This window comes from Sideroxydans lithotrophicus ES-1, from assembly GCF_000025705.1.
In the GTDB taxonomy this organism is placed as follows: Bacteria; Pseudomonadota; Gammaproteobacteria; order Burkholderiales; family Gallionellaceae; genus Sideroxyarcus; species Sideroxyarcus lithotrophicus.
Window position 1 is genome coordinate 1,037,212 of the sequence record NC_013959.1, and the last position, 14,827, is coordinate 1,052,038.

At 57.2% G+C, this 14,827-nt stretch carries 15 protein-coding genes and 1 tRNA gene; 12 read left to right on the forward strand and 4 right to left on the reverse strand.

The window, feature by feature from the left end; genetic code table 11:
* The first annotated feature begins 25 nt into the window (after nt 1-25).
* The 3 genes from ftsH (at nt 26) to glmM (ending at nt 4,375) form a co-directional block, all read left to right on the forward strand.
* Entirely contained in the window at nt 26-1,924 is a 1,899-nt protein-coding gene (gene ftsH, locus SLIT_RS05300; RefSeq protein ID WP_013029197.1) for an ATP-dependent zinc metalloprotease FtsH, read from the forward strand.
* A 31-nt stretch (nt 1,925-1,955) separates the two neighbouring features.
* The gene (gene folP, locus SLIT_RS05305; RefSeq protein WP_013029198.1) at nt 1,956-2,813 is read left to right on the forward strand and encodes a dihydropteroate synthase; all 858 of its coding nucleotides are present in this window, start codon (nt 1,956-1,958) and stop codon (nt 2,811-2,813) included.
* Nucleotides 2,814-3,019: 206 nt separating this feature from the next.
* Nucleotides 3,020-4,375: a phosphoglucosamine mutase gene (glmM, locus tag SLIT_RS05310; RefSeq protein ID WP_013029199.1), complete on the forward strand. Its 1,356-nt coding sequence runs from the start codon at nt 3,020-3,022 to the stop codon at nt 4,373-4,375.
* Nucleotides 4,376-5,049: 674 nt separating this feature from the next.
* On the opposite strand, the gene pstB is transcribed toward glmM, so the two are convergent.
* The 4 genes from pstB to pstS form a co-directional block, all read right to left on the reverse strand.
* Nucleotides 5,050-5,826 carry a phosphate ABC transporter ATP-binding protein PstB gene (gene pstB, locus SLIT_RS05315; protein ID WP_013029200.1) on the reverse strand — a complete coding sequence of 259 codons (777 nt, stop codon included), beginning with the start codon at nt 5,824-5,826 and terminating at the stop codon, nt 5,050-5,052.
* A gap of 11 nt (nt 5,827-5,837) precedes the next feature.
* On the reverse strand, nt 5,838-6,686 hold the full coding sequence (pstA, locus tag SLIT_RS05320) for a phosphate ABC transporter permease PstA (RefSeq protein WP_013029201.1): 849 nt from the start codon (nt 6,684-6,686) through the stop codon (nt 5,838-5,840).
* Between the two features lie 3 nt (nt 6,687-6,689).
* Complete coding sequence (gene pstC / locus SLIT_RS05325; RefSeq protein WP_013029202.1) at nt 6,690-7,652, reverse strand: phosphate ABC transporter permease subunit PstC; 963 nt, start codon at nt 7,650-7,652, stop codon at nt 6,690-6,692.
* Nucleotides 7,653-7,725: 73 nt separating this feature from the next.
* A complete protein-coding gene (gene pstS / locus SLIT_RS05330) occupies nt 7,726-8,772 on the reverse strand; it encodes a phosphate ABC transporter substrate-binding protein PstS (protein WP_013029203.1) in 1,047 nt (348 codons plus the stop codon).
* A 225-nt stretch (nt 8,773-8,997) separates the two neighbouring features.
* Here pstS and tpiA point away from each other — a divergent pair, with 225 nt between their 5' ends.
* The 9 genes from tpiA to nuoF all read left to right on the forward strand — a co-directional run bounded on the left by tpiA (nt 8,998) and on the right by nuoF (nt 14,822).
* Nucleotides 8,998-9,750: a triose-phosphate isomerase gene (gene tpiA, locus SLIT_RS05335; RefSeq protein ID WP_013029204.1), complete on the forward strand. Its 753-nt coding sequence runs from the start codon at nt 8,998-9,000 to the stop codon at nt 9,748-9,750.
* Nucleotides 9,751-9,798: 48 nt separating this feature from the next.
* Nucleotides 9,799-10,146, forward strand: coding sequence for a preprotein translocase subunit SecG (gene secG, locus SLIT_RS05340; protein WP_013029205.1), 348 nt, complete (start codon nt 9,799-9,801; stop codon nt 10,144-10,146).
* 10 nt (nt 10,147-10,156) lie between these two features.
* A tRNA-Leu gene (locus SLIT_RS05345) sits at nt 10,157-10,243 on the forward strand.
* A gap of 96 nt (nt 10,244-10,339) precedes the next feature.
* Complete coding sequence (locus SLIT_RS05350; protein ID WP_013029206.1) at nt 10,340-10,696, forward strand: NADH-quinone oxidoreductase subunit A; 357 nt, start codon at nt 10,340-10,342, stop codon at nt 10,694-10,696.
* Nucleotides 10,687-11,166 carry a NuoB/complex I 20 kDa subunit family protein gene (locus tag SLIT_RS05355; RefSeq protein ID WP_013029207.1) on the forward strand — a complete coding sequence of 160 codons (480 nt, stop codon included), beginning with the start codon at nt 10,687-10,689 and terminating at the stop codon, nt 11,164-11,166. Before SLIT_RS05350 ends, SLIT_RS05355 begins: the two co-directional genes overlap by 10 nt.
* 7 nt (nt 11,167-11,173) lie before the next feature.
* Nucleotides 11,174-11,803: an NADH-quinone oxidoreductase subunit C gene (locus tag SLIT_RS05360; protein ID WP_013029208.1), complete on the forward strand. Its 630-nt coding sequence runs from the start codon at nt 11,174-11,176 to the stop codon at nt 11,801-11,803.
* Nucleotides 11,804-11,824: 21 nt separating this feature from the next.
* Nucleotides 11,825-13,078, forward strand: a complete 1,254-nt coding sequence (locus SLIT_RS05365) for an NADH-quinone oxidoreductase subunit D (protein ID WP_013029209.1) — start codon at nt 11,825-11,827, stop codon at nt 13,076-13,078.
* On the forward strand, nt 13,078-13,563 hold the full coding sequence (gene nuoE, locus SLIT_RS05370) for an NADH-quinone oxidoreductase subunit NuoE (protein ID WP_013029210.1): 486 nt from the start codon (nt 13,078-13,080) through the stop codon (nt 13,561-13,563). Before SLIT_RS05365 ends, nuoE begins: the two co-directional genes overlap by 1 nt.
* On the forward strand, nt 13,560-14,822 hold the full coding sequence (gene nuoF, locus SLIT_RS05375) for an NADH-quinone oxidoreductase subunit NuoF (RefSeq protein ID WP_013029211.1): 1,263 nt from the start codon (nt 13,560-13,562) through the stop codon (nt 14,820-14,822). The genes nuoE and nuoF overlap by 4 nt, the downstream gene beginning before the upstream one ends.
* The last annotated feature ends 5 nt before the right edge of the window (nt 14,823-14,827 follow it).

Consider the following 14,827-nt stretch of genomic DNA (forward strand, 5'->3'; position numbering starts at 1 on the left):
GTATTACCGCTCATAAGGAGCATATGTGAACAATCTATTCAAAAGTGTCGGAATCTGGCTGGTCGTGGCGTTGGTGCTGATGACCGTATTCAATCAATTCAACGCGCGCCAGCAATCGACCGCACAGGCGCAGCTGGATTATTCACAATTCCTTGAGGAAGTGAAAGCCGGACACATCGAGAAGGTGGTCATTGAAGGGCGTACTCTCAGGGCCACCACGACCGACGGCAAGCGCATCACCACTTATGCGCCCAGCGACCTCTGGATGGTCTCCGACCTGCTCAAGAACGGCGTCAAGATCCAAGCCAAGCCTGAAGAAGAGCAATCCTTCCTGATGAGCATCTTCGTATCATGGTTCCCCATGCTGCTGCTGATCGGGGTGTGGATATTCTTCATGCGCCAGATGCAGGGCGGCAAGGGCGGCGGAGCATTTTCGTTCGGTAAGAGCAAGGCGCGCATGCTGGACGATGCCAAGGAGCGCGTGACTTTCGCCGATGTGGCAGGGTGCGACGAGGCCAAAGAAGAAGTTTCCGAACTGGTCGACTTCCTGCGCGATCCAACCAAGTTCCAGAATCTGGGCGGGCGCATCCCGCGCGGCGTGCTGATGGTCGGTAGCCCGGGTACCGGCAAGACTTTGCTGGCCAAGGCCATCGCAGGCGAAGCCAAGGTGCCGTTCTTTTCCATTTCGGGATCGGATTTCGTCGAGATGTTCGTCGGCGTCGGTGCGGCGCGCGTGCGCGACATGTTCGAGCAAGCCAAGAAACAGTCCCCGTGCATCGTGTTCATCGATGAGATCGACGCAGTCGGTCGCCAGCGCGGCGCAGGACTGGGTGGCGGCAATGACGAGCGCGAGCAGACACTTAATGCATTGCTGGTAGAGATGGATGGATTCGAGGGCGCTTCAGGCGTGATCGTCATCGCCGCAACCAACCGTCCCGATGTGCTCGATCCTGCTTTGCTGCGTCCAGGACGTTTCGACCGCCAGGTGGTGGTGCCGTTGCCAGATATTCGCGGTCGCGAGCAGATCCTCATGGTGCACATGCGTAAAGTGCCGGTGGCAGCCGACGTCAAGGCCGATATTCTGGCAAGGGGCACGCCCGGGATGTCCGGTGCCGACTTGGCCAACCTGGTGAATGAGGCCGCGTTGTTCGCAGCCCGGCGCAGCAAGCGCTTCGTCGATATGGAAGATTTCGAGGCGGCCAAGGACAAGATCATGATGGGCGCCGAGCGCAAATCCATGATCATGCCGGAAGAAGAGCGCCGCAACACCGCATACCACGAATCCGGACATGCAGTGGTGGCGAAGTTGATGCCCAAGACCGATCCGGTGCACAAAGTCACCATCATCCCGCGCGGTCGCGCGCTGGGCCTGACCATGCAATTACCGTCGGAAGATCGGTACAGCATGGACAAGATTCGTATCCTGTCGACCATCGCCGTGCTGTTCGGTGGCCGTATCGCGGAAGAGATATTCATGAACCAGATGACCACTGGCGCATCCAACGACTTTGAGCGTGCGACCGACATGACGCGCAAGATGGTCACGCAATGGGGCATGTCTGATGCGCTGGGACCGATGGTGTATGCCGAAAACGAAGGCGAAGTGTTTCTCGGACGTTCGGTGACCTCGCACAAGAATATCTCCGAAGCGACCATGCAGAAGGTGGATAACGAGATACGCCGCATCATCGACCAGCAATACGCTTTGGCGCGCAGTCTGATCGAAGCGAATCGCGACAAGATCGAGGCCATGACCAAGGCGCTGCTGGAATGGGAAACCATCGATGCGGATCAGATCGACGACATCATGGCGGGCAATCCGCCGCGACCGCCCAAACCGAGCCAGAGCAATAAAGCACCTGAGCCGCCGAAGGATGAGGCTCCGACGGCAACGGCGACCAATAAGCCGGCCGAAGGCGTCTAAACACATACGGGGGCTAAGCCCCCGTTTTCTTATGTTCTATTGCGGCAAATTCCAGTTCGATCTTTCGCGCCCGCTTGTGATGGGCATCGTCAATGTCACCCCGGATTCATTTTCCGATGGAGGTCATCACTCCTCGACCGCTAGTGCCATAGACCATGCACAGCAACTGATAGCGGATGGTGCTGACATTCTCGACATCGGCGGCGAATCCACGCGCCCCGGTGCTGCAACAGTAAGCACGCAGGAAGAACTGGATCGCGTGCTGCCGGTGATCGAAGGGCTGCACGACATCTCTGTTCCAATCTCCATCGACACCTGGAAGCCGAAAGTGATGCGCGCCGCGCTGACGGCAGGCGCGAGCATGGTCAACGACATCAACGCGTTGCAGGAGGAAGGTGCGCTGGAAATGGTGGCCGCGAGCGGCGCGGCAGTGTGTCTCATGCACAAGCAAGGCGTGCCGCAGACCATGCAACAGCAGCCGCAGTATCAGGATGTCGTTGCCGAGGTGAGCGCGTTCCTGCGCGAACGCATTGCTGCTGCAGAAGCGGCGGGCATCGCACGCGAAAGCATGGTGATCGACCCGGGTTTTGGTTTTGGCAAGACGCTGGCGCATAATCTTGCCCTGTTACGCAATCTGGACGCATTCTGCGCCTTGGGCGTGCCGGTACTGGCGGGTTTGTCGCGCAAATCCATGCTGGGCGCGATCATCGGGCGCGATGTGGGGGAACGCATGGCAGCCAGTGTGGCAGCCGCCATGCTGGCAGTGCAACGCGGCGCAGCCATCGTGCGGGCGCATGATGTGCGCGAGACAGTGGATGCATTGAAGATTATGAACGCATTAAACCCAAAAACTGCAGTTGACCGCTCCATTGAGGACGCAGGCAAATGAACCGAAAAGAATTGAGATTTTTATCCACGCTCACCCAATGGGTGGGTCGCTACGAAGCGTATTGCGCGTCCCTCACGGCACATGGCGGCGTTGCTCCTCCTCGGAATGGAACGACCATTCCTCGTTGTCGCGCCTTGCTCTGCGCCACGATGAACGCACACTACACTTCGTCCAACTGCGGTTTCTAGGTTAAACGAGAGCGAACGATGAGCAGAAAATATTTCGGTACCGACGGCGTGCGCGGACGTGTGGGCGTTCATCCCATCACCCCGCAATTCGTGATGAACCTGGGCTATGCAGCAGGCAAAGTACTGGCCAAAGCCGAACACGCGCAGAGCGATCGCCCGGCCGTGCTGATCGGCAAGGACACGCGCATCTCCGGCTATATGCTGGAGTCGGCCCTGGAAGCCGGGCTTATAGCGGCAGGCATCGATGTGTATCTGGCAGGGCCGATACCGACACCCGCAGTGGCTTACCTGACGCGTGCTTTGCGCTTGCAGGCCGGGGTAGTGATCTCCGCCTCACACAACCCGTTCGACGACAACGGCATCAAATTTTTCTCCGGCAGCGGTACTAAATTGCCGGACGAGGTGGAACTCGCCATCGAGGCGGCACTGGATGAGCCGATGCAAACCAATCCGTCGGAAGGATTGGGCAAGGCCAAACGTATCGACGACGCCGTGGGGCGTTACATCGAGTTCTGCAAGAGCACCTTTCCCGCAGACATGAATCTACGCGGCATGAAGATCGTGGTCGATAGCGCGCACGGCGCGACCTACCACATCGCCCGCAACGTGTTCCACGAACTCGGTGCGGACGTGATCGCCATCGGCGCCGAGCCGAACGGCAAGAACATCAACGAGGGCTACGGCGCAACAAAACCGCAGAATTTGCAAAAGGCCGTGGTCGAGCACAAGGCGCACATCGGCATCGCTCTCGATGGCGACGGCGACCGCCTCATCATGGTGGATGCTGGAGGAAAACTCTATGACGGCGACCAGTTGCTCTATGTCATCGCCAAGCATCGTCAGGCGCTGGGCACCTTGCACGGCGGCGTAGTCGGCACCCTGATGACCAACCTCGCGTTCGAACATGCGATGCTGAAGCTGGGCATCCCTTTCGCAAGGGCCAAAGTGGGCGATCGTTATGTGATGGAGGTGTTGCAGGAAAAGAAATGGCAACTCGGCGGCGAGAACTCCGGCCACATCATCTGCCTGGACAAGCACAGCACCGGCGATGGCATTGTCTCTGCACTACAAGTGTTGTGTGCGTTGCGCATGAAGCAGCAGACGCTGGCGCAGGCAGCAAGCGACCTGCACATGTATCCGCAGATACTCATCAACGTGAGAGTGAAAGGCAAGGCGGCCGAGCTGCTGGAGCTCACGCCGGTCAAAGCGGAAGTGGCCAAAGCCGAACGTGACTTGAATGGCAAAGGGCGGGTGTTGTTGCGCCCTTCCGGCACTGAGCCGTTATTGCGGGTGATGGTGGAGGGGGAGGATGGTGGGCAGGTTAAGTTGTGGGCGGAGCGGATTGCAGAGGCGGTTAGGGGAGTGGCGGGGTAAGGTTCTGTTAGTCTGCATTCTGCAGAGCCAACACCGTCGGGGGTAGCCCGACAGCTAGTCACTTTTCTCGTCTTGCCGAGAAAAGTAACCAAAAGAGGGCGCCCCCAGCGCGCCGCCCCTTCGGGGTTCCCTCGATATTTCACAAACAAGCGGGGCTGCGCAACTCGCCCTAGCGGGGTACGCAAAACGTACCCCGCCGCGGAGCTCGAACAGTGCTCGCCTAAATCTCCGCTTGTTTGCGAAATATCGAGGCGGCGCACAGGGGAAGGAAATTCAAGAGCGGTTTTGTGTGGGCATAGCCCACGCTGTTCTTTTGTGTGTAGGTGGGCGCGCAGCGCCCACCTACGGGTTTGGCTTTTCACTTTTCTCTCCCCTGTTCCGCCACCGAGTAGCGGAGGCGGGTCAGGGAATTCTGACGAATATGTTTGAGCACGTGGCCGCGTAGCGGATCGTGCGAGTTTATGAGGAAGCCTGACCTGCCGAGCAACGCAGGGAATCCCGAAGGGATGGCGGATTGGGGTCGCCTTTTCTTGGGTTACTTTCTTTTGGCGAGACAAAAGAAAGTGACTAGCTGTCGGGCTACCCCCGACGGTGTTGTTTTTGAATTGGAAGACGGGGAAATAATCCGTTCATGGTTCGACAAGCTCACCACGAACGGATCAGGAAGCGTTGAATTAACCGAAACGTCCGGTGATGTAATCTTCGGTTTCTTTCCGCTTCGGATTGGTGAACACGTTGCTGGTGTCGCCGAATTCGATGAGTTCGCCCAGATACATGTAGGCGGTAAAATCGGAGATGCGCGCCGCCTGTTGCATGTTGTGAGTGACGATGACGATGGTGAAGTCCTTCTTCAGTTCGTCGATGAGCTTTTCGATGTGCGCCGTGGAGATGGGGTCGAGCGCGGAAGTGGGCTCATCCAGCAACAGCACTTGCGGTTTGACGGCGATGGCGCGAGCGATGCACAGGCGCTGCTGCTGACCGCCGGAGAGGCCGGTACCGCTCTGTTTCAGCTTGTCCTTTACTTCATTCCACAGTGCTGCCTTCTTCAACGCCCACTCGATGCGTTCTTCCATTTCGTGGCCGCTGAGGTTCTCATACAGCTTCACGCCGAAGGCGATGTTGTCGTAAATGGACATCGGGAACGGGGTGGGCTTCTGGAACACCATGCCGATCTTGGCGCGCAGCGTGTTGAGGTCCTGTTTCTTGTCCAGCAGGTTTTCCCCATCCAGCAATATCTCGCCGGTGGCACGCTGTTTCGGATAAAGCTGGTACATGCGGTTGAAGGTGCGCAGCAGGGTGGACTTTCCGCAGCCGGAAGGCCCGATGAAGGCGGTGACCATCTTTTCCGGAATGACGAGGTTGATGTCTTTCAGCGCACGGTCGGCGCCGTAATAGAAGTTCAGGTCGCGCACGATCACTTTGGGTGCGGAGATGATTTGTTCGGCTGTCATTTCATTGATCCTCATTGTGCGTTCGCCTTCTGGCGGAATAGTACTCGGGCTACGATGTTCAGGGTGAGGACGCTCAGGGTGATGAGCAGGGCTCCTGCCCATGCTAGGCTGTGCCAATCGTCGTATGGACTCATGGCGAACTGGAAAATGACCACCGGCAAGTTGGCCATCGGCTGGTTCATGTTGTTGCTCCAGAACTGGTTGTTCAATGCGGTGAACAGTAGCGGTGCAGTTTCGCCGCTGATGCGTGCGATGGCCAGCAATATCCCGGTCAATATCCCGGCACGCGCGGCGCGCAGCGTGACAAAACTGATGATTTTCCATTGTGGCGCACCCAATGCAGCTGCGGCTTCGCGCAAGCTGTTGGGGACCAGGCGCAGCATGTTCTCGGTGGTGCGGATGACCACCGGGATGACGAGGATGGCGAGCGCGAATGCGCCGCCCCATCCGGAAAAGTGTCCGACTTTGATCACGTAGACCTCATACACGAACAAGCCGATGACGATGGAGGGTGCGGACAGCAGGATGTCGTTGATGAAACGCGTAGCCGGGGCCAGCCAGCCGCGCTGGCCGAATTCGGCAAGATAGGTTCCGGAGAGGATGCCGATAGGAGTGCCGATGAGAATGCCGACTACGGTCATCATCACGCTGCCCCAGATGGCGTTGATCAGGCCACCGGAGCTTCCGGGAGGGGGGGTGGTCTGGGTGAATACATGCATGCCAAGCAGGCCGGGAATGCCATTCACCAACAGCGTCCACAATATCCAGACGAGCCAGAACAGGCCGAACAGCATGGCCAGAACAGAGATGCCCAGGCTGATTGCGTTGACGAAGCGGCGGCGAGTGTACAGATCGAACATGTCTTAGGCCCCATGCCCTTCACGCTTTGCCAGTTTATGCAACATCAGGCGAGCGAGTGAAAGGACAACGAATGTGATGAAGAACAGTATCAGGCCGAGCTCGATGAGCGATGAGGTATACAAGTCGCCTACCGCCTCGTTGAATTCGTTGGCCAGCGCCGATGAGATGCTGTTGCCGGGCATAAGCAGGGACTTGTTGAGATCGTGCGCATTGCCGATGACGAAGGTCACTGCCATGGTTTCGCCCAGCGCCCGGCCCAAGCCGAGCATGATTCCGCCAACCACACCGATCTTGGTGTAAGGCAGCACCACTTTCCACATCACCTCCCATGTGGTTGCCCCCAAACCATAGGCCGACTCCTTGAGCATGGCGGGCACGACGTCGAACACGTCGCGCATCACCGAGGCGATGAAGGGGATGACCATGATGGACAAGATGATTCCGGCGGTCAGAATGCCGATACCCATCGGCGGGCCGGAGAAAAATGCGCCGATCAAAGGAAGTGTGCCGATATGGTGGTTGATCCAGGGCTCGACGTGCTCGGCAAACAAGGGGGCGAAAATGAATAGCCCCCACATACCGTAAATGATACTGGGTATACCCGCCAGCAATTCGACTGCGATGCCGAGAGGGCGGCGTAGCCATTTAGGTGATAGTTCGGTCAAGAAGATGGCAATACCGAAGCTGACCGGTATCGCGATCAATAACGCGATACCAGAAGTAATTAAGGTCCCGATGATGGGAATCAACGCCCCGAATTTGTCGTTGACTGGATCCCAGTCAGGACTGACCAGAAAACCGAAACCGAAGGCATGGATAGCGGGGAGACTGCCCATGATCAACGAACCGATGATCGCAGCGAGCAGCGCCAATACTGCAACGGCAGCCAGTCGTGTCAGGTTGCGGAACAGCAAGTCGAACACGGTTTGTCGTTTAAGGTGCGCTTCGCGTATGAACGTCGGCATAATTCAATTCTAGGAGTTGGAAAAAACGCGGGGGCGTTTAAGGCCCCCGCGATTATATCTTAGAAGCAGTGACTTACTTCCAGATTGCTTTGCCAGATGTATCCTTGACTTGCGCTTTCCATGCGGCGCGAATCATGTTCTTGACGTTGGCAGGCAAGGGTACGTAGACCAGATCGGAAGCCATCTTGTCGCCGTTTTCGTAAGCCCAGTCAAAGAACTTCAATACAGCTGCGGCGTTTTCCGGTTTGTCTTGTGTCTTGTAAAACAGGATGAACGTTGCACCGGTGATAGGCCAGCTGTTCGCGCCCGGCTGATTGGTCAGGATCTGGTAAAAACCCTTGTCGGCTTCCCAGTGTGCATTGGCAGCTGCAGCCTTGAAGTTTTCTGCCACGGGGCTGACGAAATTGCCGTCGTGGTTTTTCAATTCGGCATAAGTCATCTTGTTTTGCAGCGCATAAGCGTATTCCACATAACCGATGGAATTCTTGATGCGCTGAACATAGGAAGCAACACCTTCGTTACCCTTGCCGCCGGTACCGACAGGCCATTGAACCGCTGCGCCAGCGCCAACGCCACGCATCCAGTCCAGGCTGACCTGGGAGAGGTAGGTCGTGAAGATGAAAGTAGTGCCGGAGCCATCAGCGCGGTGCACCACGGTGATCGCCGCATCCGGCAGGTTCACGCCACTGTTGGTGGCCGCGATCTTTGGGTCATTCCACTTGGTGATCTTGCCTTGATAGATATCTGCCAAAGTTGCGCCGGTCAACTTCAGTTGTCCCGGAGCAATGCCGTCCACATTAACGACCGGGACAACGCCGCCAATTACGGTCGGGAACTGTGTCAGCCCGGCCAAGCCCAATTCTTCAGGTTTCAACGGGGCATCGGAAGCACCGAAGTCCACTGTTTTGGCCTTGATTTGCTTGATGCCGCCGCCGGAACCGATGGACTGGTAATTCAGGCCGATGTCGGTTTGAGCCTTGTAGGCTTCTGCCCATTTGGCATATACCGGGTAGGGGAAGGTGGCGCCTGCACCCGTGATGTCGCCAGCAAAAGCGACGCTGGCAGACAGCAAGGCAGCAACTGCACCGATGCTGCTAAGAAGACGATTCAGTTTGATCATTTCAATTTTCTCCACTAAGGATAGTTAACTTGCTTGCCGTTTTCCAGCGTGGTGCATCTTAGTGCTCATTTGTTACACAATTATTACACAATGTAGCAATTGAGATGGGTGTCGATTCAGGGTAAGCGGGGAGGGGTATTTTGAGGTGGTGCCGGGCTCGGATTGACCATTTAAGTTTTCATCGGTACTATCGCCGCCTTCGGTCAAAGGCGGAAATTGATTTTGATGCGTCGTAAAATGGTGGTCGGAAATTGGAAAATGCACGGCTCGCTGGTTCAGAATGAGTCGTTGTTGTCCGCCCTGAAGAGTGGTGCCGCGCAACTATCCCATGTGGATATTGCCGTCTGTGCGCCATTCCCTTACTTGGCGCAACTCCAACAGCAATTATCGGCTTCGTCAGTGAAGTGGGGCGCGCAGGACGTGCACCAGCTCGAAAAGGGCGCTTTCACTGGCGAGGTGTCCGCGGCCATGCTGGCGGATTTTGGATGTACTTATGTGATTGTCGGGCATTCCGAGCGTCGCAGCATCTACGGCGAGGACAGCCGGCTGGTGGCGGAAAAGTTCTCTGCGGCCCAGCAGGCGGGGTTGATACCGATCCTGTGTGTGGGGGAAACTTTGCAGCAGCGCGAAAGCGGCGAGACTGAGGCGGTGGTGGCTGAACAGCTGGATGCTGTGATCGCCTTGGTTGGAGTTCAGGCATTGCGCAAGGCAGTTGTGGCGTACGAGCCGGTCTGGGCGATCGGTACCGGCAAGACCGCGTCGCCGGATCAGGCGCAGTCGGTGCATGCCTTTATTCGCCAGCGAGTGGCCGGCCATGACGAACAGGTCGCACAAGGCCTGGTTATACTGTATGGGGGCAGCGTAAAGGCGGCGAATGCGCCGGAGCTGTTTGCCAAGGCGGATATCGATGGCGGCTTGATCGGTGGTGCTGCTTTGGTGGCCGAGGAGTTTTTGGGGATATGTCGCGCTGGCCAGTAATAATATAAGGTCAGTAACAAGTGTGTTTGAACAGTTTCGAGGTGGTGTGTGGAAAATATAGTCTGGGTAATACATGTGGTAACAGCGGTGGTGCTGATCGGATTGGTGCTGATACAGCACGGCAAGGGTGCGGATATGGGCGCTGCATTCGGTTCGGGTTCGGCTGGTAGTGTGTTCGGATCCAGTGGTTCGGCAAACTTCCTGAGCCGCAGTACTGCGGTGGCTGCGACTATTTTTTTCATCACCAGTCTTGCGCTGACCTATTTATATTCGCGCCCCGGCAAAGACCAGGGTGTGATCGATAAAGTGGATGTAAAAACATTGCAACAGCAAGCTGTACCTGCCCCGGCAGGCACCGAAACAAGCGATTCCAAATCGCAACAAATACCAAAATAATAAGAAACATGCGGAGTTGGCGGAATTGGTAGACGCGCAGCCTTGAGGTGGCTGTGTCCGAAAGGACGTGTGGGTTCGAGTCCCATGCCCCGCACCAAATCGAATGGCCAAGGCGTAGCCGAAGGCCGAAAATATCCAGAGTAGCATTCTGTGCCCCGTTTTGCCGGGGCCAACAGAGGAGGGGAGCTCAAAGATGTTGGAAAATTATTTTCCGGTTCTACTGTTCATCGGTATCGCATTGGTGATGGGCATATTGCCTTTGGCATTAGGCAAATTGTTGGGGCCAAATCGCCCTGACGAGAAAAAACTTTCTCCCTATGAATGCGGCTTCGAGGCGTTCGAAGATGCGCGCATGAAATTCGATGTGCGTTTCTATCTTGTGGCAATTCTTTTCATACTCTTCGATCTTGAGATCGCTTTTCTGTTTCCCTGGGCGATCGTACTCAAAGAGATCGGCACTTTTGGTTTCGTTTCCATGATGATCTTCCTGGCCATCCTTGTGGTTGGCTTTATCTATGAGTGGATGAAAGGAGCCCTGGAATGGGAATAGAGGGCGTACTGGAAAAAGGTTTCATCACCACCAGCGCGGATACGGTGATCAACTATGTTCGCACCGGTTCGCTGTGGCCGATGACATTCGGTCTCGCATGCTGTGCAGTGGAAATGATGCATGCGGCTTTGCCGCGTTATGACCTGGACCGTTTCGGTGCCGGCGCATTCCGTCCCAGTCCGCGACAGTCCGATGTGATGATCGTGGCGGGGACCTTGTGCAACAAGATGGCGCCGGCCTTGCGCAAGGTTTACGACCAGATGGCCGAGCCACGCTGGGTCATCTCCATGGGGTCATGCGCCAATGGCGGTGGCTACTACCATTATTCCTATTCTGTTGTTCGCGGTTGCGATCGCATCGTGCCGGTCGATATCTATGTTCCCGGCTGTCCGCCGACTGCTGAAGCCCTGCTTTACGGCATCATCCAGTTGCAGAACAAGATCAAACGTACCAATACCATAGCGCGCTAGGATGAACATGGCTACTGACCTGAACATACTGTCCGCAAATCTGAACGAGGCCTTTTCAGTCAAAGTCGTGAGTCTGGAGGAGCGTCTGGGCGAACTTACGCTGGTCATCAAGGCCCATGACATGCTGGCCGTGTTTACCCGCCTGCGTGACGATGCCGACCTGCGGTTCGAAGAGCTGGTCGACGTGTGCGGCATCGACTACTCCACCTATGGCAGCGAACTCTGCGAGGATGGCAAGTATCTTCCTGATGAGCCGCGTGCGGGCCCCAGGTTCGCTGCGGTCTATCATCTGCTCTCGATCACCCACAACATCCGTTTGCGTGTGCGCGTCTTCGCCGACGATGACGACATGCCGGTGCTGAATTCGGTGACCGGGATATGGCCTTCTGCCAACTGGTATGAGCGCGAGGCGTTCGATCTGTACGGCATCATCTTTGTCGGCCATCCCGATTTGCGCCGCATCCTCACCGATTACGGTTTCGTCGGCAATCCCTTCCGCAAGGACTTTCCGCTGTCCGGTACTGTCGAGATGCGTTATGACGCAGCTCAACAGCGTGTGATCTACGAGCCGGTGACGGTCGAGCCGCGCCAGATCACGCCGCGCACGATGCGCGAAGAGAATTACGGTCGCGAATGATGGCGAAAGGCAATTAGAGTTATGGCTGATATCAAGAATTACACAATGAACTTTGGTCCGCAGCACCCGGCGGCGCATGGTGTATTGCGCCTCGTGCTGGAGCTGGACGGAGAAGTGATCGAGCGTGCCGATCCGCACGTCGGACTGCTGCATCGCGCGACCGAAAAATTGGCCGAGCACAAGACCTTCCTGCAAGCCGTTCCCTATATGGATCGCCTGGACTATGTGTCCATGATGCTCAACGAGCACGCCTATGTGATGGCGATCGAGAAGCTGGCTGGCATCGAAGTGCCGATCCGTGCGCAGTACATCCGCGTCATGTACGACGAGATCACGCGCATCCTGAATCATCTGCTGTGGCTTGGCGCTTCCGGTATCGACCTTGGCGCGATGACCATGTTCTTCTATACCTTCCGCGAGCGCGAAGACTTGCTGGATGCCTACGAGGCCGTTTCGGGCGCACGTTTGCATGCGGCCTATTATCGCCCGGGCGGTGTCTATCGCGACCTGCCGGATTCGATGCCGCAATACGAAGTGAGCAAGATCCACAATGCGGCTGCAGTGAAGAAGAAGAACGAGAATCGCCAGGGATCCCTGCTCGACTTCCTGGAAGACTTCACCAACCGTTTCCCTGGTTACGTGGACGAATACGAGACGTTGTTGACCGACAACCGCATCTGGAAACAGCGTACGGTGGGTATCGGCGTGGTATCGCCGGAGCGCGCCCTGGCGATGGGCTTTACCGGCCCGATGCTGCGCGGCTCCGGTGTGGTGTGGGATCTGCGCAAGAAACAGCCGTATGAGGTCTACGACAGGCTGGACTTCGATATCCCGGTCGGCGTCGAGGGCGACTGCTATGACCGGTATCTGGTGCGCGTGGAAGAGATGAGGCAAAGCAACCGCATCATCAAGCAATGTATCGACTGGCTGCGCAAGAACCCGGGGCCGGTGATGACGGATGACCTCAAGTACGCGCCGCCGCAACGCGAATCCATGAAGCAGAACATGGAGGAGTTGATTCACCACTTCAAGCTGTTCACTGAAGGCTTCCATGTGCCCGCCGGCGAGGTGTATTCCGCCGTCGAACACGCCAAGGGGGAGTTTGGCATCTATCTGGTGTCGGACGGCGCGAACAAGCCTTACCGCATGAAGATACGCGCAGCCGGATTCGCGCATCTCGCCAGCCTGGATGAGATGGTGCGCGGACACATGATCGCCGACGTGGTGGCGATCATCGGTACGCAGGACATCGTTTTCGGGGAGATAGACCGCTGATGTTATCCCAACAGATCACCACGCTCATCGACAAAGAGCTGAAGAAATACCCTGCCGATCAGCGCCAGTCCGCCGTGATGGCGGCATTGCGGTTCGTGCAGGACGAGAAGGGCTGGATAGCTCCGGACGATATGGCGGATATCGCAGCCTACATCGGCATGCCGCAGATGGCCGTATACGAAGTGGCGACCTTCTACCACATGTACAACCTCAAACCGATGGGCAAGTACACGCTGACCGTGTGTACCAACCTGTCATGCCAGCTGTGCGGATCGGACGAGACGCTGGCCCATTTGAACAAACGGCTGGGTATCGGCCTGGGCGAAGTCACGGCGGACGGCAAGTATGGTCTGCGTGAAGGCGAGTGCATGGGAGCTTGCGTGGACGCACCGATGTTCACCATCAATAACAAGAAGCTGTGCGGTCGCTTGACCAGCGAGAAGATCGACCAGATTCTGGCGGAACTGGATGGGGGGCAGGCATGAACAAGCACATCATCCTGGCTACGGCTGAAGACGGACTGACCAACCTGGACAACTACATCAAGGCGGGCGGCTATCAGGCCTTGCGCAAAGTACTGGCGGAGAAGCTGTCCCCTGAGGCTATCATCGCCGAAGTCAAGGCATCCGGTCTGCGCGGCCGCGGCGGCGCGGGTTTTCCGACCGGCTTGAAGTGGAGCTTCATGCCGCGCAATTATCAGGGCGACAAGTACCTGGTGTGCAATTCGGACGAAGGCGAACCGGGCACCTGCAAGGACCGCGACATCCTGCGCTACAACCCGCATCTGCTGATCGAGGGCATGGCGATCGCGGCGTACACCATGGACGTGAAGACCGGCTACAACTATGTGCACGGCGAGATCTTCGAAGCCTACGAACGCATGGAAGAGGCCTGCGAAGAGGCGCGCAAGGCCGGCTATCTGGGCAAGAACATCATGGGTTTCGATTTCGAATTCGACCTGCACAACCACATGGGCTATGGCGCTTACGTGTGCGGCGAAGAGACCGCCTTGCTCGAATCCATCGAGGGCAAGAAGGGCCAGCCGCGTTTCAAGCCGCCGTTCCCCGCCAGCTTCGGCCTGTACGGCAAGCCGACCACCATCAACAACACCGAGACCTTTGCCAGCATCCCTTACATCATCCGCGAGGGCGGACAGAAGTTTGCGGGACTGGGGGTCACCAACAGCGGCGGCGTTAAACTGTTCTCGGTGTCCGGCCATGTGAACAATCCCGGCAACTTCGAAATGCCGCTGGGTACCCCGTTCATGAAACTGCTGGAGATGGCCGGCGGCGTACGCAACGGCCACAAGCTGAAGGCGGTGATTCCCGGCGGTTCGTCGATGCCGGTGCTGCCGGCCGAGATCATGATGGGCCTCAACATGGACTTCGATTCCATCCAGAAGGCAGGTTCCTATCTGGGGACCGGCGCCATCATCGTGATGGACGAGACCACCTGCATGGTCAAGGCGCTGGAGCGCCTGTCCTATTTCTATTTCGAGGAATCCTGCGGTCAATGTACGCCATGCCGCGAGGGTACCGGCTGGCTGTACCGCATCATCCATCGCATCGAACACGGCGAGGGCAGGCCGGAAGATCTGGATCTGCTGCTCGACCTGTGCGGCAACATCGCCGGACGCACCATCTGCGCCTTGGGCGATGCTGCGGCCTGGCCGGTGCAGGGTTTCCTCAAGCATTACCGCGCTGAGTTCGAGTACCACATCGAGCACAAGCGTTGTTTGGTCTAAGGCAT

Excerpts from the sequence above, each read along its gene's own strand:
- glmM (WP_013029199.1), top strand. The coding sequence starts at position 3,020 with ATGAGCAGAAAATATTTCGGTACCGACGGCGTGCGCGGACGTGTGGGC.
- pstS (WP_013029203.1), bottom strand. The coding sequence starts at position 8,772 with ATGATCAAACTGAATCGTCTTCTTAGCAGCATCGGTGCAGTTGCTGCC.
- pstB (WP_013029200.1), bottom strand. The coding sequence starts at position 5,826 with ATGACAGCCGAACAAATCATCTCCGCACCCAAAGTGATCGTGCGCGAC.
- pstA (WP_013029201.1), bottom strand. The coding sequence starts at position 6,686 with ATGTTCGATCTGTACACTCGCCGCCGCTTCGTCAACGCAATCAGCCTG.
- SLIT_RS05365 (WP_013029209.1), top strand. The coding sequence starts at position 11,825 with ATGGCTGATATCAAGAATTACACAATGAACTTTGGTCCGCAGCACCCG.
- nuoE (WP_013029210.1), top strand. The coding sequence starts at position 13,078 with ATGTTATCCCAACAGATCACCACGCTCATCGACAAAGAGCTGAAGAAA.
- SLIT_RS05360 (WP_013029208.1), top strand. The coding sequence starts at position 11,174 with ATGGCTACTGACCTGAACATACTGTCCGCAAATCTGAACGAGGCCTTT.
- SLIT_RS05355 (WP_013029207.1), top strand. The coding sequence starts at position 10,687 with ATGGGAATAGAGGGCGTACTGGAAAAAGGTTTCATCACCACCAGCGCG.
- nuoF (WP_013029211.1), top strand. The coding sequence starts at position 13,560 with ATGAACAAGCACATCATCCTGGCTACGGCTGAAGACGGACTGACCAAC.
- pstC (WP_013029202.1), bottom strand. The coding sequence starts at position 7,652 with ATGCCGACGTTCATACGCGAAGCGCACCTTAAACGACAAACCGTGTTC.
- tpiA (WP_013029204.1), top strand. The coding sequence starts at position 8,998 with ATGCGTCGTAAAATGGTGGTCGGAAATTGGAAAATGCACGGCTCGCTG.
- SLIT_RS05350 (WP_013029206.1), top strand. The coding sequence starts at position 10,340 with ATGTTGGAAAATTATTTTCCGGTTCTACTGTTCATCGGTATCGCATTG.
- folP (WP_013029198.1), top strand. The coding sequence starts at position 1,956 with ATGTTCTATTGCGGCAAATTCCAGTTCGATCTTTCGCGCCCGCTTGTG.